Annotated in this window: 12 protein-coding genes; all 12 read left to right on the top strand. The window is 36.6% G+C overall.

The window, feature by feature from the left end:
* Nucleotides 1-7 precede the first annotated feature (7 nt).
* The 12 genes from ACYH9I_RS09660 to ACYH9I_RS09605 all read left to right on the top strand — a co-directional run bounded on the left by ACYH9I_RS09660 (nucleotide 8) and on the right by ACYH9I_RS09605 (nucleotide 19,025).
* Complete coding sequence (locus tag ACYH9I_RS09660; RefSeq protein WP_483560530.1) at nucleotides 8-3,034, top strand: virulence factor SrfB; 3,027 nt, start codon at nucleotides 8-10, stop codon at nucleotides 3,032-3,034.
* Complete coding sequence (locus ACYH9I_RS09655) at nucleotides 3,031-5,703, top strand: putative virulence factor (RefSeq protein WP_483560529.1); 2,673 nt, start codon at nucleotides 3,031-3,033, stop codon at nucleotides 5,701-5,703. Before ACYH9I_RS09660 ends, ACYH9I_RS09655 begins: the two co-directional genes overlap by 4 nt.
* Before the next feature lie 107 nt (nucleotides 5,704-5,810).
* Complete coding sequence (locus ACYH9I_RS09650; RefSeq protein ID WP_483560528.1) at nucleotides 5,811-6,818, top strand: hypothetical protein; 1,008 nt, start codon at nucleotides 5,811-5,813, stop codon at nucleotides 6,816-6,818.
* 12 nt (nucleotides 6,819-6,830) lie between these two features.
* Nucleotides 6,831-8,795, top strand: a complete 1,965-nt coding sequence (locus tag ACYH9I_RS09645; RefSeq protein WP_483560527.1) for a vWA domain-containing protein — start codon at nucleotides 6,831-6,833, stop codon at nucleotides 8,793-8,795.
* Nucleotide 8,796: 1 nt separating this feature from the next.
* A complete protein-coding gene (locus ACYH9I_RS09640; protein WP_483560526.1) occupies nucleotides 8,797-9,513 on the top strand; it encodes an ABC transporter ATP-binding protein in 717 nt (238 codons plus the stop codon).
* A gap of 3 nt (nucleotides 9,514-9,516) precedes the next feature.
* Nucleotides 9,517-10,740 (top strand): ABC transporter permease, encoded by a 1,224-nt coding sequence (locus ACYH9I_RS09635; protein ID WP_483560525.1) that lies wholly within the window; start codon nucleotides 9,517-9,519, stop codon nucleotides 10,738-10,740.
* The gene (locus ACYH9I_RS09630) at nucleotides 10,730-12,313 is read left to right on the top strand and encodes an SUMF1/EgtB/PvdO family nonheme iron enzyme (protein WP_483560524.1); all 1,584 of its coding nucleotides are present in this window, start codon (nucleotides 10,730-10,732) and stop codon (nucleotides 12,311-12,313) included. Before ACYH9I_RS09635 ends, ACYH9I_RS09630 begins: the two co-directional genes overlap by 11 nt.
* The gene (locus ACYH9I_RS09625) at nucleotides 12,313-13,002 is read left to right on the top strand and encodes a hypothetical protein (RefSeq protein WP_483560523.1); all 690 of its coding nucleotides are present in this window, start codon (nucleotides 12,313-12,315) and stop codon (nucleotides 13,000-13,002) included. Before ACYH9I_RS09630 ends, ACYH9I_RS09625 begins: the two co-directional genes overlap by 1 nt.
* Nucleotides 13,003-13,004: 2 nt before the next feature.
* Nucleotides 13,005-13,487 (top strand): hypothetical protein, encoded by a 483-nt coding sequence (locus tag ACYH9I_RS09620; protein WP_483560522.1) that lies wholly within the window; start codon nucleotides 13,005-13,007, stop codon nucleotides 13,485-13,487.
* A 64-nt stretch (nucleotides 13,488-13,551) separates the two neighbouring features.
* Nucleotides 13,552-14,934 (top strand): VWA domain-containing protein, encoded by a 1,383-nt coding sequence (locus tag ACYH9I_RS09615; RefSeq protein WP_483560521.1) that lies wholly within the window; start codon nucleotides 13,552-13,554, stop codon nucleotides 14,932-14,934.
* Nucleotides 14,935-15,051: 117 nt separating this feature from the next.
* Nucleotides 15,052-16,530 carry a vWA domain-containing protein gene (locus tag ACYH9I_RS09610; RefSeq protein WP_483560520.1) on the top strand — a complete coding sequence of 493 codons (1,479 nt, stop codon included), beginning with the start codon at nucleotides 15,052-15,054 and terminating at the stop codon, nucleotides 16,528-16,530.
* Nucleotides 16,531-17,420: 890 nt separating this feature from the next.
* Nucleotides 17,421-19,025: a hypothetical protein gene (locus tag ACYH9I_RS09605; protein WP_483560519.1), complete on the top strand. Its 1,605-nt coding sequence runs from the start codon at nucleotides 17,421-17,423 to the stop codon at nucleotides 19,023-19,025.
* Nucleotides 19,026-19,450 lie beyond the last annotated feature (425 nt).

Here is a 19,450-nt window from a genome sequence, read left to right as displayed (position 1 = left end):
GTTGTATATGCTTCCAGAATTACGCAATTATGGTCAAGAAGTGACACTAATTATGAATAGTGGCATTCAGTTTCTTGATTTTGCACTTAAAATCGATTGGAAAGATAATCAATGGCGCAGTAAAGTTAATGGGGCTTTTATTGACCCATCAGAAAGTGGCGCACTCATCAGGTTGATTGAAGATGTGGAAAGTGGTCAATTTTTTACACCTGATAATCCAACATTTGCTGTCAAACCAACACAAGAAATTAGTGTTGATCAGTCGTTAAAATTATACGATGGTATTTGGTTACCTGTACCTGTTTTGCGTTCAATACCGCCAGAACGCTTTGATCAAGGGCCGCATAATTGGAGTCGAGTTCGAATTGTTAGTATTCCTGAAGGTGAAGATCCTGATGGCAATACACATCGAATTACGTTTGCTTTTGATACAAAAGTATTTGCTAACTTACAAGATGTGGCTTACCTTGCTCCAACCGAAAATGATGTGATGACTGGTGCAGTCTTTAGTTTAGCACATCGTTCAGATCAGGTTTCATGGTATTTAGAGCTTAAATGGATAACCAGCTGGTTAATTGATCTCTTTCAAGAGTTAGCACCACAATCTGAACGGTTAAAGATCCATAAAGATGATCTTAATAAAGAAATTAAAAGTAAATCTTATTATGGACACTACCTAAATATCATCCATTTACTTGCCGATTCATTGCAATTACCGACAATTAAAATTGTGTCAAACAATAAAGATGATGTGGTGAAATCAATTCCTGTCGATATGATTTTAGATGTGGGTAACTCACGCACTTGTGGGATTCTAATTGAAGATCATGCTCAAGATAAAGATAGCTTAAATCATCGTTATGAGCTTGAAATCCGTGATTTAACTCAGCCTGAGCATATCTATAATGAACCGTTTGAAAGCCGAGTAGAATTTGCCCAAACTTTTTTTGGCAAGGAACATTTTTCTTTGCAAAGTGGACGACGCGATACTTTTCGTTGGCCAAGTATTGTTCGTGTTGGTCAAGAAGCAAGCCGACTTGCTAGTCGGCGTGAAGGCAATGAAGGTGCAACGGGACTTTCAAGCCCAAAACGTTATTTGTGGGATCAAGATAAATATGAACAAGGGTGGCGTTTTAACTCTCATTATGTAAAAAGTGATCATGAACCATTTGCAACAGCAGAGCCTTTTTCTAGTTTAATTAATGAATATGGTGAAGCGTTGCATATTCTTAGCAATGATATTCAAGAAGAATATGATCGCAAAATGCCGGTTTTCCACCCAAAATATTCTCGTAGCTCCTTGATGACGTTTATGTTATGTGAAGTATTAATGCATGCATTAATGCAAATGAATAGTGTTGCTCAGCGCAATAAACTAGAGCATGCGAAAACACCACGTAATTTACGTTCAATCATTTTAACAATTCCGCCAGCCATGCCAAAACCCGAACAAGCAATATTTAAAAGTTGCGTATATCAAGCCATCGGTTTGGTTTGGAAAAGCCTTGGTTGGGATAGTTCAGATGACAATATTGATTTCAATAATCCTGAGCAATTAAAAAGTGTTTGGCCAAATATTCCTGAAGTTTATATCCAATGGGATGAAGCGACTTGTGGCCAAGTTGTGTATCTTTTTAACGAAACACAAAATAATTATAATGGGCGATGTGAAGAGTTTATTGCCTCAATGATTCGTCCAGATAAAACCAATAAGCAAAGGTTAACTATTGCAACGGTTGATATTGGTGGTGGCACGACAGATTTAGTGATTAACGATTATCAATTAGACTATGGCATTAACGGACAAGCCAATAGTAGTAATGCTTATATTGTGCCAACACAGCGTTTTCGTGATGGATTCAAAGTGGCTGGTGATGATATTTTGCTCGATATTATCCAAGATACCGTTATAACAGCTTTAACAAATGGTTTGAAACAAGCTGGAATTGCAGACCCTAACCCAATTTTGTCTACAATTATTGGCTCTCAGCAACTATCAATTCAAGATGCGGTATTACGCCAGCAACTTACCTTACAGTTATTTACACCAATTGGGTTACAAATATTAAAATCGTACGAACTTTATGACCCATTACACGCTGAGCAACATGTCTATCGCTCTACCTTTGGTGAATTATTACAATATAATATGATGACCGATAACGTGCTTAATTTTATTAATGAACCCATTAAGCGCGCATTAAATAATCCTGATTTTTCAGTACTTGACTTAAGTATTGAGATTAATCTTAAACGTATTCATTATTTGTTTATTCGGGGCGATTATTACAATATTTGTAAAACGTTTGATGCGTTATCCGAAATTATTAGTTGTTATCAGTGTGATGTTCTTTTGTTAACTGGTCGTCCTTCGCGTTTACCGGGTATCCAAAGTTATTTCAGATCACGCTTATCCATGCCTGCTGGACGAATTTTACCTTTGCATGGTTATTATACTGGTGGTTGGTATCCTTTCCATAAACAAGAAAGAATTGATGATCCTAAAACAACGGCAGCCGTGGGGGCGATGCTGTGCTTTTTAAGCAAGAATTTACGATTACCTAATTTCTATTTTAGATCTTCTAATATAGATTTATATTCAACCGTTAAGTACATTGGACTTTTAGATAATCTTAATATGATTAAAAAAGAAAATGTCTATTACCAAGATATTGATCTGGATAATCCTGATTATGATTTTCCTGATCTCTCATTTGAAATTCGAGGCACTACAAGACTTGGCTTTAGGCAACTTGAAGTTGACCGTTGGCCGGCATCGCCTATCTATATTTTAACGATTGAAAACAGTGAGGTAGCTAAGCGATTAAGTGCTGAAGGCGTCGTACTAGAAGTGACTTTGGGCATAAAAAATAAACAAAAAACGGTCGAAAATTTTTATATTAAAGATGTAAAAGCTTCTGATGGGCGAGCCTGTAATAAAAATCAGGATATTAAACTCAGTTTAAATACCATGGTTAACTCGGGGTTAATAAGTACGCAATATTGGCTTGATAGTGGAATGATAAAACGATGAAAAACTTAAACGAACAACTGCCTAAATCTTGGGATCAGGTCTATCAAGCATCTGCAAAGGCCATTGAGTGGGTGAATCAAACACGCCATTCATCTAAACGTTTAAATAGCGAAGCGGATAACTTAATTTTGGATTTGCGGCGGTTACGTAACAGCGCAAAACGATTGGGAGATGTATCAACGAAATCTGTTGCAGTTGGTTTTTTTGGATTATCACAGGCCGGTAAATCTTACTTAATTTCAGCACTTGCAGCCGGTGAAAATGGTAAGCTTGAAACGGTTGTCGATAATGAAGTGTTAGATTTTATTGACCATGTTAATCCCGTAGGTAGTGGCAAAGAGGCGACGGGGCTTGTCACTCGCTTTAGCCGTATTGCCAAAGGTGGCATACCTAACTATCCATTAGAATTAAAATTGTTTAAAGAGATCGAAATTGTCAAAATCTTGATAAATGCTTATTTTAAAGATTTTGATCAGCAAAAAGTATCTAATAAAATTGAGTTTGCACCGTTAAATCAGACAATTCAACGCTTGGAAAATCAGAAACAAACCAATTATGTCGGTGGTATTAGCGAGGATGATATTGTTGATCTTTACGATTATTTATCTGAAAACTTTGGTAACTCGCTTGAAGAATTAAAAGGCGGATATTGGGAAAAAGCAACGCACCTTATTCCTTATTTATCAGTAGCAGAGCGTGGCGAGCTGTTTTCTGTCTTATGGGGGGGAATTACTGAACTGACGATAATTTACACTCAATTAGCCACCACATTATCAAGTTTACACCATGCTGAAACTGTGTATGCGCCGCTTTCAGTATTAGTGAAAGATAATAATGGCACCAAGTCGCAAATTGACAGTATTATGAATGTCGATATTCTTGAGCGATTAAATACCGACAAAGATTCATCGATTACCATAACGCCGTTAAATAGTGAACCAACATCAATATCTTTAGCGCAATTGGCTTTTTTAACCGCCGAATTAATTTTCCCATTAGTCAATAAAACCAGAGTGCCAACTTTTGAAAATGTGGATTTACTTGATTTTCCTGGATATCGAGGTCGTTTAAATTTGATATCGATTTCAGATGTGAAGGAAGGCAACCCTATTGCTCAGCTTTTATTACGGGGTAAAGTTGCTTATCTTTTTGAAAAATATACTGATAGCCAAGAAATGAACGTGCTAGTTGTTTGCACGCCGTCAGATAAACAATCTGATGTTAATGATGTTGGTCCAGTACTTGAGCGTTGGATCGATAAAACCCAAGGTGAAACTGCTGAAAAAAGAGCGACGAAAAAAGCAGGATTATTATGGGCAATTACCATGTTTGATAAACGCATTGGTACCTCATTAACTCTATCAGAAGACAATCTTAAAAATAGCTGGGGTAAAGGTGGATTACTTCAGCAAACTATTTTAGAACGCTTTGGTAGTTACGATTGGTTAAGTAACTGGTCTAACGAGCATCAATTTAATAATGTTTTTCTTGTCCGCAAACCGGGATTTGATGTACCGTTTTTAAATGTCGAGCCGAACACTTGCCAAGAGCAATCTTATAATGAAAATTATCAAGATAAAATGAATTTATTAAGAAATACATTTGTGCAAAATAGTGATATCAAACAGTACGTGTTCCAGCCAGAAGAAGCATGGGATGCCATGTTAAAACTTAATGATGGTGGTATAGGGCGAATTAGCCAATACTTAGAACAAGTTGCTATTACCGAAGTCAAACAGCAACGAATTGTTGAACAACTTAATGAAAAAATTGAATATATTATTAATATGCGTTTTGATACTTGGTATCAAGCGGACAATGATGAAGAACTAGCCAAGAAAAAACAAATTATTGCTGATGTTGTTAAAGAGTTACAGAGCAAAGCACTATTATTAGGCGAGCTACTTAAAGCGTTTGAATTGCCGGATCAAACCATTAGAGCGCTTTATCATTCCAATACTGTCGAAAATGAAACTCAGCAAGCTGGCAATGATAATTTATTAGATAATTTATCCAATGATTTTGGTTTAACTGCTGATTTTGAACTATTTTCTGATGTTAATTCATCATCAACCACCAAACAAACCACAATATTACCTACCGAATCAAAGTTTGCAAAAACAGTTTTTTCGGCATGGTTAGAGCATTTAAGAAATATTGTGCTAGATAAGCATATCTTGCAGTTTTTCGGTATCAATCAAAAATCGCTCTCTTTTATGGTAGAAGAACTGATTACTGCTGCAAATCGAATAAAACTTGAAGCAAGTTTAAGCGAACGCATTTTGAATAATGAAAACACAGGTAGTAAACGCGATGATCTAGAGTCTAGACAAGTCAGCACTATTCATACCTTACTGGCAGACTTTATTGCTTGGCTTGGTTTTATTCAAGGGCAAACAAGTGATATACCAATGAGCAAAGTTAATCAGGGGAAACCAATATTTTCTTCACCACTAAGCGAATTTAATGTGCAATCATCGCATTTGTTACCAAAGCTGGACGACAACACTAAAAATTATTCTCAGTATGCAATATTTGATTGGTTTATTGCCTTTGCTATGCTTGCGCAAGAAAATGTAGGGCATCATGCAGGACGCGAAATTAGCCAGGAACAAAATAGCCGATTGGGCGAAATTCTTGCTTTTTTCAAGCAATCGCGGATTAATTAAAAATAACAAAGTATAGTAGGAAAGTCTTTTTGAGCGAAAAGACCTTTCCTATTCAATAGCTCAGATAAACAATACTCACATATTTGAGTATAAAAATAGAGGATATCATGGCATTAAGAATAGAATTAGATGGTTATAAACCCGGTATTGCGAAGTTTTTAGCTCAAAAATGGAGTGGTAGTTCTGACATTGATATGCTTATACAACGAAATCAAGACGGCTATTATTTATCGGGTTTGAATCAATGGAGCCCTGAAAAAAACTGGCACTCCGTTGAAAATATGTCTGTTGATAATGGACAACTAACAGGACAAATTGGTGAATGGCTGGTCGACTCTTTATTATCACAAGAAAGTCAGATTCGATTTCTTATACAAATTCGTGATAAGCAAAATGAGAATTATGTTGATGGGGGCGTTGTAAGTATTGCTGATTCGGTTCTTGCATCAACCGCATTAAACTTGCAAACCGCATTACCAAATGACGAGCAAACTATAGCGCAGCCAGATCCTGTTAGTGATTCTATTATTGAAGATCAAACACCATTAATTGAAGAATCTAGCATTGACGCTGAAAATGAAACGTTAGCCGAACCTATCGAACCAGAACCAGAAATAATACCAGTGGAACCAGTTAAATCGAAAAGTCGCCTAGGGTTAATTGTGGCTATTATTATCGGTTGTATAGTACTAATTGGACTTGGCATGGCTGCATGGTATTTTTTATTTTACAAAAATCAATCACAACCAACACCACCAACTCCAGCAGTGCAAATTAGTGGTCAATGTAGTTTGAACAACGCCTCTACTGATGATTTAACCTTTATTCAACAATGTTTACAGACCAAGCCAGAGACGGATGCTATTATTCAAATCATTACTGAAGCTAAAAAAACTGAAAAATGTAATATTGCTCAGCGGTTATATGCAAATCAGGCTCAAACTAATCCTAAAATTGCGATGTTATATGCAAAAGAGTATGACGAAAAATATTATGAAGCAAATAATTGCTTTAAAGCAGATAAAGAAACGGCTATTTATTGGTATGAAACGTCTTTGACCAATGATGCAAATAATACGTTCGTTAAAGATCGTTTAACCGAATTACAAAAATAATGAGGAGCAAGAATGAATAAGCTAGCTATCTCGAAACTCATTGGCACACTAGGTCTAACATGCCTACCTTTGGTAGGGTTTGCAACTGAGCCACTTAAACAGGCTGGAAAAACAACCCTATACCAACGAGTACTAAGTACCCCAACGTGTGAATTAAAAAACAATATTACCGATGCTACAGGCAAATCCTTGCCTGCATTTTCCCGTTATTATGTTTATGAACGCAAAAATGACAATAATCAAGAGTGGCTTAGTGTTGGTCCAGATTCTTATGGAAAAACCATTGGTTGGATTAATAATTCATGTGCGATAGCTTGGAATATGCAAATGACATTGGTTTTTACAAATCCAGTTGATCGTGATCCTTTGCTCTTTTTTAAAGACAAGGCTGCATTAACGGCGATTGTTGATGCAGACAAACCTGAAGCTTTATTAAAACCTATTCGTGATGCATTAAAAGCAAATAAACCCGCTTTAGAAGTAGTGGCTCAAGAGCCGAAAGAGTTCGTTGATTTTAAAAGTAACTTCTATTTATTACCTATTTTACAAGGTGAAGAAGTGATGAATGGGCAAGGGTTTTATGAGCGAGTATTAGAAGTGGCCTCAGTCAGTAAACAAGAATCATTGATAAAAAATAACACAAAACCAACAACTACCCAAACGACTGATGATAGTGCTAACCAAGTAGCTCCTTTTAAAGCCGCCATAGTGTTTGTTATTGACTCGACTATTTCTATGGATCCTTATATTTCAAGGACTAAGGAAGCGGTAGAGCGAGTTTATCAACATATTGAAAAAGAAAATTTGCAAAAACAAGTTAAGTTTGGATTGGTTTCATTTCGGTCAAGTTTAAAGGCATCAGATAAGCTTGAATTTGTGAGCAAAATTTTTGCGGATCCTAATAAAGTTAAAGATAAGGAAGACTTTAAACAACTGAGTTCTTCGCTTAAACAAGCTACCGTTTCTACCTCGTATTTTGCTGAAGATTCTTATGCTGGTGTCGCTCAAGCATTAAATGATATTAATTGGAATAGTTTTGGTGCGCGTTATATGATTTTGATAACCGATGCGAGTGCAATTCCTGGTGATGATAAGCTCTCTAGTACAGGCATGGATGCGGCGCAATTAAGACTTGAAGCTCAGCATAAAGGTGTTGCGATTTATGCATTACATTTAAAAACGCCAAGTGGTGCAAAAGATCACCAAATTGCGGCCGCACAATATTCAGACTTAACGTATAACGATTTTATTCATAAATCACTTTATTACCCAGTGAATGCAGGTGATGTAAATGAGTTTGGTCACAAAGTTGACTTGCTAGCAAAAGCATTGTCTGAACAAGTTAAACTTGCTTATAAAGGTGAAGCCTCTGTTGGTAATGCCATCAATGCAAAAGACGATAACTCAGACATGTTAAAAGATGCATTGCTACTAAGCAAGGCCATGCAACTGGCTTATTTGGGCGATGTGAAAGGCACTCAAGCGCCGTCAGTTTTTAAAGCATGGATTGCCGATAAAGATTTTGTCAAACCGACTATTCCAACAGCAGAGCCACGTATATTATTAACAAAATCGCAACTAAGTGATTTGAGCGATGTGGTTAGCAAAATTGCTAATGCGGCTAATGATGGATTGATTTCTGCCGATGATATGTTCTCCCAGCTTCGTTCTGTTGCGGCTGCAATGGGGCAAGATCCAAGTAAATTAAAATCTGATTCTGTCACAAAAATTGCTGACTTAGGTTTGCTGGGGGAATATTTAGATAATATCCCTTATAAAAGTGATGTCACTGGACTTGATCAAGATACATGGAAAAGTATGAGTGGGCTTGAACAAGAAAAATTTATCCGTAATTTAAACAGTAAGATTCGCTATTATCAAAAATGTAATGCGGATGTCGATCGTTGGATTTCATTAGCTGACGGTAGTGATCCTCGCGAAAATGTTTATCCTATACCATTAGAAATGTTGCCGTAAGATGTTAAATATTAAGCAATTATCGATTTCACGCTCAACAGGCAAATCCTTTTTTAGCGTTTGCCTGCCTACGCTTACTGTCCAAGCGGGTGAAGTTATTGTGATTCAAGGTGATAGTGGTGCGGGTAAAAGCACTTTACTTGAAATGGTGGGAATGATTTTAAAACCAGACCAAATTGATGGTTATAACTTAGTAGTTGATAATTGTGATATTGATATCGCAACGCTAATCAAGCAAGATAAAATCGAAGAACTTGCTGATATTCGCGCTCAACATTTAGGCTTTATGCTGCAAACCGGTGGATTACTGCCATTTTTGACGATTCGTGACAACATTTTATTATCGTTGAAGTTATTACAAAAAAAAGTGGATAATAGCCGGTTTGATTATCTAGTGGAAAAACTCAATATCGTTCATTTGCTCAATAAATATCCTAAACAGTTATCAATTGGTGAAAGGCAACGGGCTTCTTTTATTCGTTCTATTATTCATAAACCAGCGTTGTTACTTGCCGATGAACCGACTTCGGCATTGGATCCCTATAATGCAAATTTACTGTTTGATTTAATTATTGAACAAGCTCAGCAAGATAAAATTGCGGCCATGATTGTCACACATGACTGGCAACGCATAGCTAATAAAAAATTATTTACTTTATCGGCCAAGTTAACCTCGCCACAATCATCAGAATTTTCACCGTTACAAGATAAGGCGTAAAAAATGACTAAAGCAATATCAAAATGGTTACTTGTTACTCGTTTATCGTTAGCGGACTTATGGTATGACAAAAAAGTATCATTTTGTATTATTGCCTCAGTAATATCAGTGATTACCCCCTTGTTATTGTTATTTAGTTTAAAGTACGGGGTTGTTTCGCAGCTTCGAGAACAATTACTCAGTGATCCGCAAAATTTAGAAGTAAAAATTGTGGGGAATTTGCAACTTAAAGATGAAATGTTTGAGTGGATAAAACAGCAACCTGAAACAGCTTTTGTGATTCCACTCACGCGTTCATTAAATACGCAAGCTGATTTAATGAAAGATGCTAGCCATTTCGTCAATAATGCCGAAATTATTCCCACGGCTAAAGATGATCCAATAACAAAAAATTTGTCATTACCTAATAATAAAAAACAAATTTTATTAAGTTCATTATCAGCCGAAAAAATGCAAGTCACGATGGGAAGTCGTGTGAAAATGGTGATCACAAGGCAGCTTGATGGAAAACTTGAAAAAGGAATGACTGAATTAGAGGTAGTTGGCATTATTCCCGAAAATCGTTATAGTCGTGCAGCGGCTTTTGTCTCTTTAGATTTACTGATTGATATGGAAAACTATTATGATGGATATCAAAGTGATGTTTTTGTGACTTCTACTGGACAATTAAATCCACCTAATCATACGTCGTTTGCGCGAGCCCGTATTTATGCAGACTCACTGGATAATGTTGCTCCATTAGCATTTAAATTACGAGAAAAACATATCGAAACACGTACCGAGGCTAATGCAATTGAAAACATGCAAGCGATTGATCGAGTGCTTAATTTTATTTTTAGCGTTATTGCCATTACGGCAGTATTGGGATGTATTTTATCATTTACCGGGTCATTTTTATCGAATATTGAACGTAAACGCAAAGATATTGCTTTTATGCGATTACTTGGATTTCGCTCGAAAGGCATTATGCTTTATTTAATTAACCAAGCAATGATTTTGAGCTGTTTCGCTTTTATAATCTCTTGTGGGCTGTTTGCGGTAGGAAATTGTGCTTTTAATTTAGTTTTAGGTAAAAATTTACTTTCACAATCCGTTGTGAGTCAATTACAATTTTATCATCTTATTATTGCATTTTTAGTGACTTTATTTATTTCAGCGGGCATTGTGGTTATAGGAGGGCGACGTGCTATTCAAATTCAACCAGCAGAAAGCTTACGTGAAGCATAATTATACCCGATTAGCTTGTTGGGGATTGGCTACAATTAGCTTACTACCGGCATTAAGCTTTGCTGAACCTTGGGATAGTAAATTGTATAATCCCAAGCCTGCAAAAGATGATGTGATTTTACCGATGCCATGTGACGGTAGTTTAGTGATGAAAAAGGTATTTACCCCTACCAATAAACCGCTAGATGATGTCAAAGTCATTTTAGGAAGCAATCAAAAAGAGCTCGGTTTTGCCGAGTATGCCACGCCCAATTATATTGCTGGTAGCTTTTCTGACTCAGGTAAAGAGCGCTATTATTTGATAGGTAAATATGAGATTACCGCATTGCAATATCAATCCGTCATGAATGATACTTGCCCAACTCCTAAAGTGAATCTTTCCTTTCCTATCACGGATATTAGCTGGTTTGATGCGATTGCTTTTACAGATAAATATAATCGTTGGTTAATTGAAAACCAGTCAAAAATAAAATCAATTAATTTACCTAATGGCTATGTCCGTTTACCCAATAATACGGAATGGGAATATGCCGCGCGTGGTGGCTCAAAAGTGACAGAATCGGAATTTAGAGAATCACGATTCCCTATGACTAAAAATCTCGAAAGTTATGCGTGGTTTTCTGGTGCCAAGTCTGCTAATGGTAAATTGCAACTTATTGGTAGGTTAGATCCTAATCCCCTAGATCTGTATGATATTTTAGGTAATGCGAGCGAAATGATGTTTGATTCGTTTAGAATGAATAAACTTGATCGCTACCATGGCCAACAAGGCGGAATGATTGTTCGTGGGGGCAGCTATTTAACGCCCGAATCTTCAACTACCAGTGCTTTTCGTACTGAAAAGCCTTTCTATGATGATGAAAGTGCTTATAAAAGTAAAGATGTTGGATTTCGCTTAGTTTATACAACTGAAGTGATGAATTCGAACGATAAAATCAAAGAGCTAGACAAAGAATGGAGTCAATTAGGTAGTGAAACGGACAGCGCAAAAAATGGTAATGTTGTCAGCGAGCTTGAAAAAATTACTAAACAAGTTGACGATGAAAAAACAAAAAAAGAATTAAATCAACTCAATGCTCTTTTACGTAGCGCTAATCAAGCTCGTGATGAGCAACGAGATCGTTCTATACAATCGGCATTACAATTAGGTGCATTTTTGTGTGCTAATGTTTCAGATTTGAATGGCAAGTTTGAGTATAATGATAATTTATATAAAACAATGATTAATGAAGTTTGTGATCCAAAAGAAACAGATACTTTGGATGATGACAATATGTGCTCAAAAGTGAAGCTAGATAATTTAAAACAGGTTGTTGATGAGTCTAAAAGTGCTCGGGACTTTATATTGAAATATTATTCCGATACGATTGTTAATACGGCGTCAAATTATGAGAAAAATACGATTAATGATCAAGTTAAATCAACACAATTTATTCTAGAAAATAGCGGCAAAGCGAATATGAGCGATTATTTAAAACTCTATTTCAAACATATTAATCAATATATTGAATCGGGAAAGATCGAGCGAACAGCTTGGCTACAAACGTGTAATGAGATAAAAGGAAAAAAATGATGAATAAAATTATAGTAACGCTGACTTTATGTATATCCCTTATTTTAACAGGGTGTCAAGGCTCAGGAGGAGTAAGTTCTAGAAATGTTGACCCAGCATTAACAAAAAGTAATACGGCTAAATTTTTTAGCAAATCAGCTTGGCAATCTTGTGCTATCGGTGCCGGTTTAGGCGGTATTGGCTGTATGTTAGCAGGTGGAAAAACAGGGGTATGTCTTGCGTCTGCAGCGGTTGGTTGTGGTGTTATGATGGGGGCTAACTATTATCTAGACAGTAAGCGAGCTGAATATGCTGATGATGAGACGCGTTTAGATGTTTATATTCAAGACGTTCAAAAGAACACCTATGAAGTACAAGCGGTGACTGAAACAGCTAAAGCGGTATTAGATAAGAATTTAGCAACACTTAATGTATTAAATAATCAAATAAAAAATGACACGCTAAATAAAAAACAGGCACAAAATGATTTAACACAAATTGATGCAAATATTGCTTATTTAAGAGACAAATTAAAACGCATGAAACAAGTTGAAAATGATTGGGTTTCAATATCTTCTGAAGAACGACAATCAGGTGTTAGAGTATCAAGACTGGATCAACAAATCAGTCAATTACATAAACAAATTGCAGTACTTGAAAATCAAATTAATCTTGTGACTAAACAACGTTCAGCAGTTAAGGTTAGCTAATTATGAAAAAAAGATATCTTCTATTACTCAGTCCATTTATTTTTTTAGCTGGTTGTTCAACAACGCCAGAACAGTGCGATCCGACTAATACCAACATTGGAATAATGGATAAGATCAGCTGTAATTATTCAGGCAATTATCAGGCTCGAATTGATCAGAAAAAACAAATTCTAGAAAATGAAGTAAGAGCTAATCAGCAGTTTAAAGAGATTTATGCCACCATCGAGAAGCAAAAAAATGCCACCTCGTTAAGCATTAAACAGAAAAAGGCACAGCAGCAAAAGTTGAAAACGGATTTGACTAAACTGACCAATGAAGTAAAACAAAAAGCCAAAGGTCGTGACGACTTGCAGGCTCAAGTAAAAGATATTGAACAGCAACTAAATAAGGTCAACAATTCAAATAGTTCTGAACTTGAAAAACAAGTTGAGCTTGAAAAGTTAAATAAAAAGCTGCAACAATTGCAAAAAGCACTGAATATATAAATATATTTTTATGAAATCAATGTTTAAATAAAACAGAAGCTAAATAAAAGGGAATGAATTAGCAATGCAGCGAATAACAAGAATTATTTTTGATCATAACCATTCTGAAAAGATGCCTTTATTTGATCAATATAATTCTTTGTTAGCATTGCTAAAACCGCATTTAACTGAACGTACTTTTTCGATTTTAGCTATACCAAGGTTGATTGATGATAATCAATACATTGGATGGTACAGCCCTTTAGAAGGGCAGCCTATCTTATTGAGTGAAATTAGCGATCAATCACATAAAGCTAAGATAGAAAAAACGTTACAAAATCGTATTAACGATATTGAAGCTACGGTTAAGTTAATGTCAATCACTGCTGAGCAGCAGGCATTTATTTCATCATGGTTACCTAGAATTAAAAGTTTAGGTAACTATATTTATGTGATTAATGATGACCCAGTTATTGTCAATACCTTTGAAGATCCCATTTTACCTGCACCAGTCCCAGTCATTCCACCAAAATCATTTTGGCGTTGGTGGCATTTTTTACTTTTAGCCTTATTAATCCTTGGTTTATTGGGTATTCTTTGGTATTTATTTTGTCCATATGGAAAAGAAAAGCCAGTGATTGCTGATGTGGAACCTGTCATTACTCAGCCTGTTGAAGAAAAGAAACCCGATCCAGTTGTTGAGCCACCTAAAGAGGAACAACCCGTTGTAAAATCGGAACCTGAACCGATACCAGAGCCAGCACCTAAAAATTGTATTACTCGTGAAGAAATTGCAAATAATACTGACAAGCCTAAAATGGTTATGATATTTGACAATTCAGCATCAATGTCATTGACATTGATGGAGTCTCAAGCCTCCATTAATCAATACTTAAATTCTGATTGGTATTCAATGACCGAACAAGAAGCTGATGCATACGAAAAACGTATGACACGTTTACCTAATCGTTTATCAAGTAGTAAAAAGGTTGCATTATCGACGATTGATAAAATACAACCCGATGTTAATATTGCGTTAGTTACCCTTTCTGCTTGCCCTGCTGCACAAACTACCTCTTTTTATCATTATGAAAATAGAGGTAAGCTAAAAAATAAAATTAATCAGTTAAATCCATTAGAAAATAACAGTGCAACGCCTTTATATAGTGGTGTAAAACAAGCTAGTAAAATGCTTGATGGCGTAAACCATGATGATTACATCTTAGTAATTAGTGATGGCGAAGATAATTGCACCAAAGCGAATATTTGCACTTTAGCCAGCAAGATCGCAGCTCAACAACCCCGTCTAAAGATAAATATTGTCGATATTGCTGGACAACATAAAATTGACTGTGTAGCGGAAAAAACAGGAGGTAAGGTTTATATCGCTCAAAATCCAACACAGATAGTTAAACAAATGAATAATGCCGTTTCGAATATGAATATTAGTAAACCGATATGTGAATAATTATTTACAAATAATACTAGATAATTGAATATCTCGTTTTTGGTATCGTAAAAACGTTTCAAGTTACTGCAATTTTAGTATAAGAATAATAGTCAACTGCAAGGAATTAAATCAATAATGCAACGAATAACGCGGATAGCCTTTGATTATAATAACCCAGAGAAGATATCTCTATTAGAACAGTATCATTCCTTACTATTATTATTAAAATCACATTTAACCGATCGTACTTTTTCGATTTTAGCATCACCAAAGCTAATTGATAACAATCAATACTTAGGGTGGTATACCAACCTTGAAGGGCAACCACTTTTACTTGATAGTATTGCTGACAAATCGTATAAAAATAAGATAACCAAAACGTTACAAACACGTATTAATGATATTGAAAATGCTGTTAAGCTAATGCCATTAAGCGGTGAAGAGCGAAGTTTAGTTTCAGCATGGCTTCCAAGAATTAAAAGTTTAGGTAACCAAATTTATGTGATTAATGATGAACCGGTTATTGTTAATACCTTTGAAGAACCGGTTTTACCTGCAGTGGTTCCCGTTATTCCACCAAAGCCATTTTGGCGTTGGTGGCATTTTCTACTTTTAGCCCTATTGCTTATTGGTTTACTTGGTATTCTGTGGTATTTATTTTGCCCATTTGGTAAACAAAAGTCAGCGGTTCGCCATCCAATGGCAGTTGTTGTAGTAAAGAAACCTGAACCCAAACCTGAACCTAAACCAGAACCTAAATCGACCCCTGAGCCTGTTAGTGAGCCAAAAGAAACTGTGCCAGAAGAACCTACGCCAACAGTAATCTCTGAGCCAAAACCAAAACCAAAACCAAAACCAAAACCGGTGCCACCACCAGCACCAAAGGTAAAAAATCCACCTAACTGTGTAACCAAAGAAGAGATGAACAAAGATCCTAATCCATCTAAAATGGCAATAGTATTTGATAATTCACCATCGATGACAGTGACATTGGATGAATCGCCATCAGAGGTTGAGCGATACTTTGGATATTTGTGGGATGGTTATGGCCGTAATATGTCAGAGGAAGAAAAAATCAAATACGAAAAGCGTATGACGCGCTTACCAACTCGCTTATCAGGTAGTAAAAGTGTAGCAACTTCTAGCATTGACAGCATACAACCGAACATTGATATATCGCTAGTAAGCTTAACGAATTGCCCAGCAGCCGATGTTTCGCCATTTTATAAGTACACTAATCGCGTGTCACTAAAGCATAAAATTAACCAATTAACACCCTCTACAACAAGCGGGGCTGGAACACCTTTATATAGTGGTCTAGAAAAAGCCAGTAAAATACTAGATGGTATAAAACGTGATGATTATATTCTTATTATTAGTGATGGCGAAGACAGTTGTACAAGAAATAATATTTGTACTTTGGCTAACTATATTGCTGCACAAAAACCACGATTAAAAATTAACATTGTTGATATTGCTGGCGAACATAAAATAGATTGCATTGCTAATGCCACTGGAGGAAAAGTCTACATAGCCCAAAGTCCACAAGATATGATTAAACAAATGAACAATGCGGTCTCAAGTTTAAAAATCAACAGGCCAATATGCCAATAAAAACAAAATAGGGAGGGATAACTACTGTAGGTTACCCTCCCAAACAATCCTTATCATCAACAAATTTGGCTAAAATTTATTGAAAATTACATTGATTTTATTTAATTTAAAAAAAGCTTCAACCCACAAAGTAATATCTCTCACGTCAAAGTTTAACCAAAGCTAGTCTTAACAACTCTTTGCAAACTGCTTGAGTTTAAATCTCTTTCAAATGCGATTAAAAAAATAAAATAGGAATTTATTCCTAAAAATGGATAGCTCACTATTTAATTGATTATTTTTTATTTTAAAATCTAATAAATATTGACTAATCTTTTAATTTTTATCTATTTAATTTTATTATTGTTTTTTAATATTTCCTTACTATTCTTTGCAAAAAATCCCATCCGGATTTTATGTTTAACGGCTATACTTATATATCAACTAGATTTATTTGACATCCTATTAATATTATTAACAGCGTTGTTGCTATTGGTATTTTCATTGTAGTACAGCGTTATTGTTCTAGTTTTAAAACGCATGGAGCATCAATACTAAAAACTTGGTACGCCCAATAGGGATTGTTGGGCGTGCTAACCACATTTTATTAGCAGCACCTTCTCAAGATAGAAAAAGACAAACACAATATCCTTTAGGTAGGAAAGCTAGTTTTTATAAAGGGGCATTTTCATAAAAAAATAACCCACAAGACATCAACAAAATCTCAATCTCCCTATAATTAACAAAACTTTACAAATATTTAACAAAAAAACTAGCGCATTATTACTCAACCGGTTATAATTTAATCGCTTTAAAAGCAAGGGAAAGCTCGTCAGTCGAGCGGTTAATTATAAAAAGTGTAAATAAAACAAAAAATTACTTGACAGGATGATCGAAATGCGTTACCATGTATGGCACATGGCACATGGCACATGGCCTGCCAAACCTATGCCTTAAATCTTTTTCAATTTCACCGTAGTCTAAATCAGACACAGTTCTTATTTTCATCACCGAAGTCATTTCGCGTAGCGAAATCGACGCCGTCATCGAGGTTTTTTCAGGCGATGTTTTCGGCGGGTTCTTCGGCAAAATTATCGTCGATATCCAAGTGGTTATTAAGACCGCCATTACTATCCAAACCGCCATTATGGTTTAGACCTTTATTGTTATCTAAATCGGCATTATTCTTTGCGTCATTGTTGTTATTGTCATATACGCAGGGGGTAGAGGCGTTAACGGCACATACATCAAGGGTTATAGAGGGGAGTGCGCCGTATTTAACGTTCGACGGTGGTCGAACAAAGGCAATAGATACAGATAGTTTATTGTCTATTAAGTTGCGGGATGGTACAAGGTACACACCGTCAACTAATCCATCAAGTGCTACAAATCCAATAAGATTACCTTATGCAGGAAGTACTTTGGGAGATATAGATATGTTAATCCCATCATCAGTGAATTCAGTGAGTTTAAGTGATTTAGTCACTAGGTATAATTATTGGGGAGATGATGATGGGGATGGACAGGGAGCTAATGGAGTAACGGCTACAGGGAGTATATCGGTATCGTTTAGGGATAAAAATGGCAATACCGTTAGTCGTAGTGATACATTAAGTATTTGTGGTGCTCCTTATAAGGTAACATTAAGAAGTACAGGAGGAAGTTTAACTACCCAGTATGGAGTGCCAAGGAGTAGTAATTTTAGTGTTCGGATGGTGTCATATTATATCAATCCGTATGATGGTGTTTGTCACTTTGTCCAGTCCGCAAGGCCAATTCTTACTTATGCTTACGCAGGCCATGGCTGGGATTCATCAGGATCAGGTAAGGGTTTTTTAACTCAGTCAACAGATTATGCATCTTACAACCGAAATTTTCCTACAACGGGTGCTGATGGGTTGTATTTTGACTTAGAGATGCCTGCTGGAGTCGATGCAAGTCAGTTGACGTGGTCTCCGGTCACTCGTAGTGGAATAACGGCTACAGTGACAAGTGTAACAGCTAATGAATCATGGATTCCTAGTGTTGATAGAGGAAAAGTTGTCGCACGAGTTAAGTTAAGTGGTCCTAGGGCCGATAGTACTCAGATAAATTCAGGTAATCCTAGTCCTCTAGCTGTCCCCTCTTTGCCACAGACCTTCGAGTTAGTCGGTAGGGATAGTCGTGGTAATGGGGTGAGGTATGGATTTGTGTTACAGAAGTGGTTCGTCCATCGCGGTGATAGACGGGCTAGTCGGTCTGGCCAATACAATTGGTGTGGAAGTTTGGGTTATCGTTTGCCACAAGTAAAGGATTTAACCACTGCAACCAGTATTAGACGTAATGAATGTTACAAGCGTAGCATAGGTGTTGGGCTTTTCTCTGAGTGGGGCCGCATGAGCTACTATGGTGTGGGCTTCTCCGGCTACCTCTACTGGACAGACAACGTGCCAAACCGCGCTGCCCATTCGTGGGACGGCCAAGTCTACAGCCCCGTAAGCAACGACCCCAATTCGGGTGTTTGCACCACACCTTAGTTATTAGCGTTTAGTCCTTAATCCTTGGGCCGCGGGGGTGGTTATGGTGCCTGAGAGGACAATCTAACAAAGAATAACGCCCCCCGCGTCAGTTGGGGCGTTTTCCCTTAGGGTTGCGCTGTTGCGGTGAAGCCACAATCGCGCCGCCCCCGCCGCCGGCGCTGAAAGCGTGGTCGGCAATCCTAGTGATTACGCTGTAGCTATTTTATTCACCCAAGCTCAAAACGTCCGAAACCACCGCACCCAATCCATCCTATTCCCCAAAACAAAAAAAGGCCTGATTTTCCGCCAAAAATCGGTCAGAAAAGGTATTGATTTTATTAAAGTTTTTTTGGCTGTTTTTTATCCAAAAAACCTCACCAAAACCATTCCCCAAAACACGCCACCAAAAGCTCAACTTTATACGCTTAACAAAACTTTACAAA

The organism is Gilliamella sp. X-23 (genome assembly GCF_057063545.1).
Note: the sequence above shows the minus strand (reverse complement) of the source record. Positions and strands in the feature narration are given on the sequence as shown.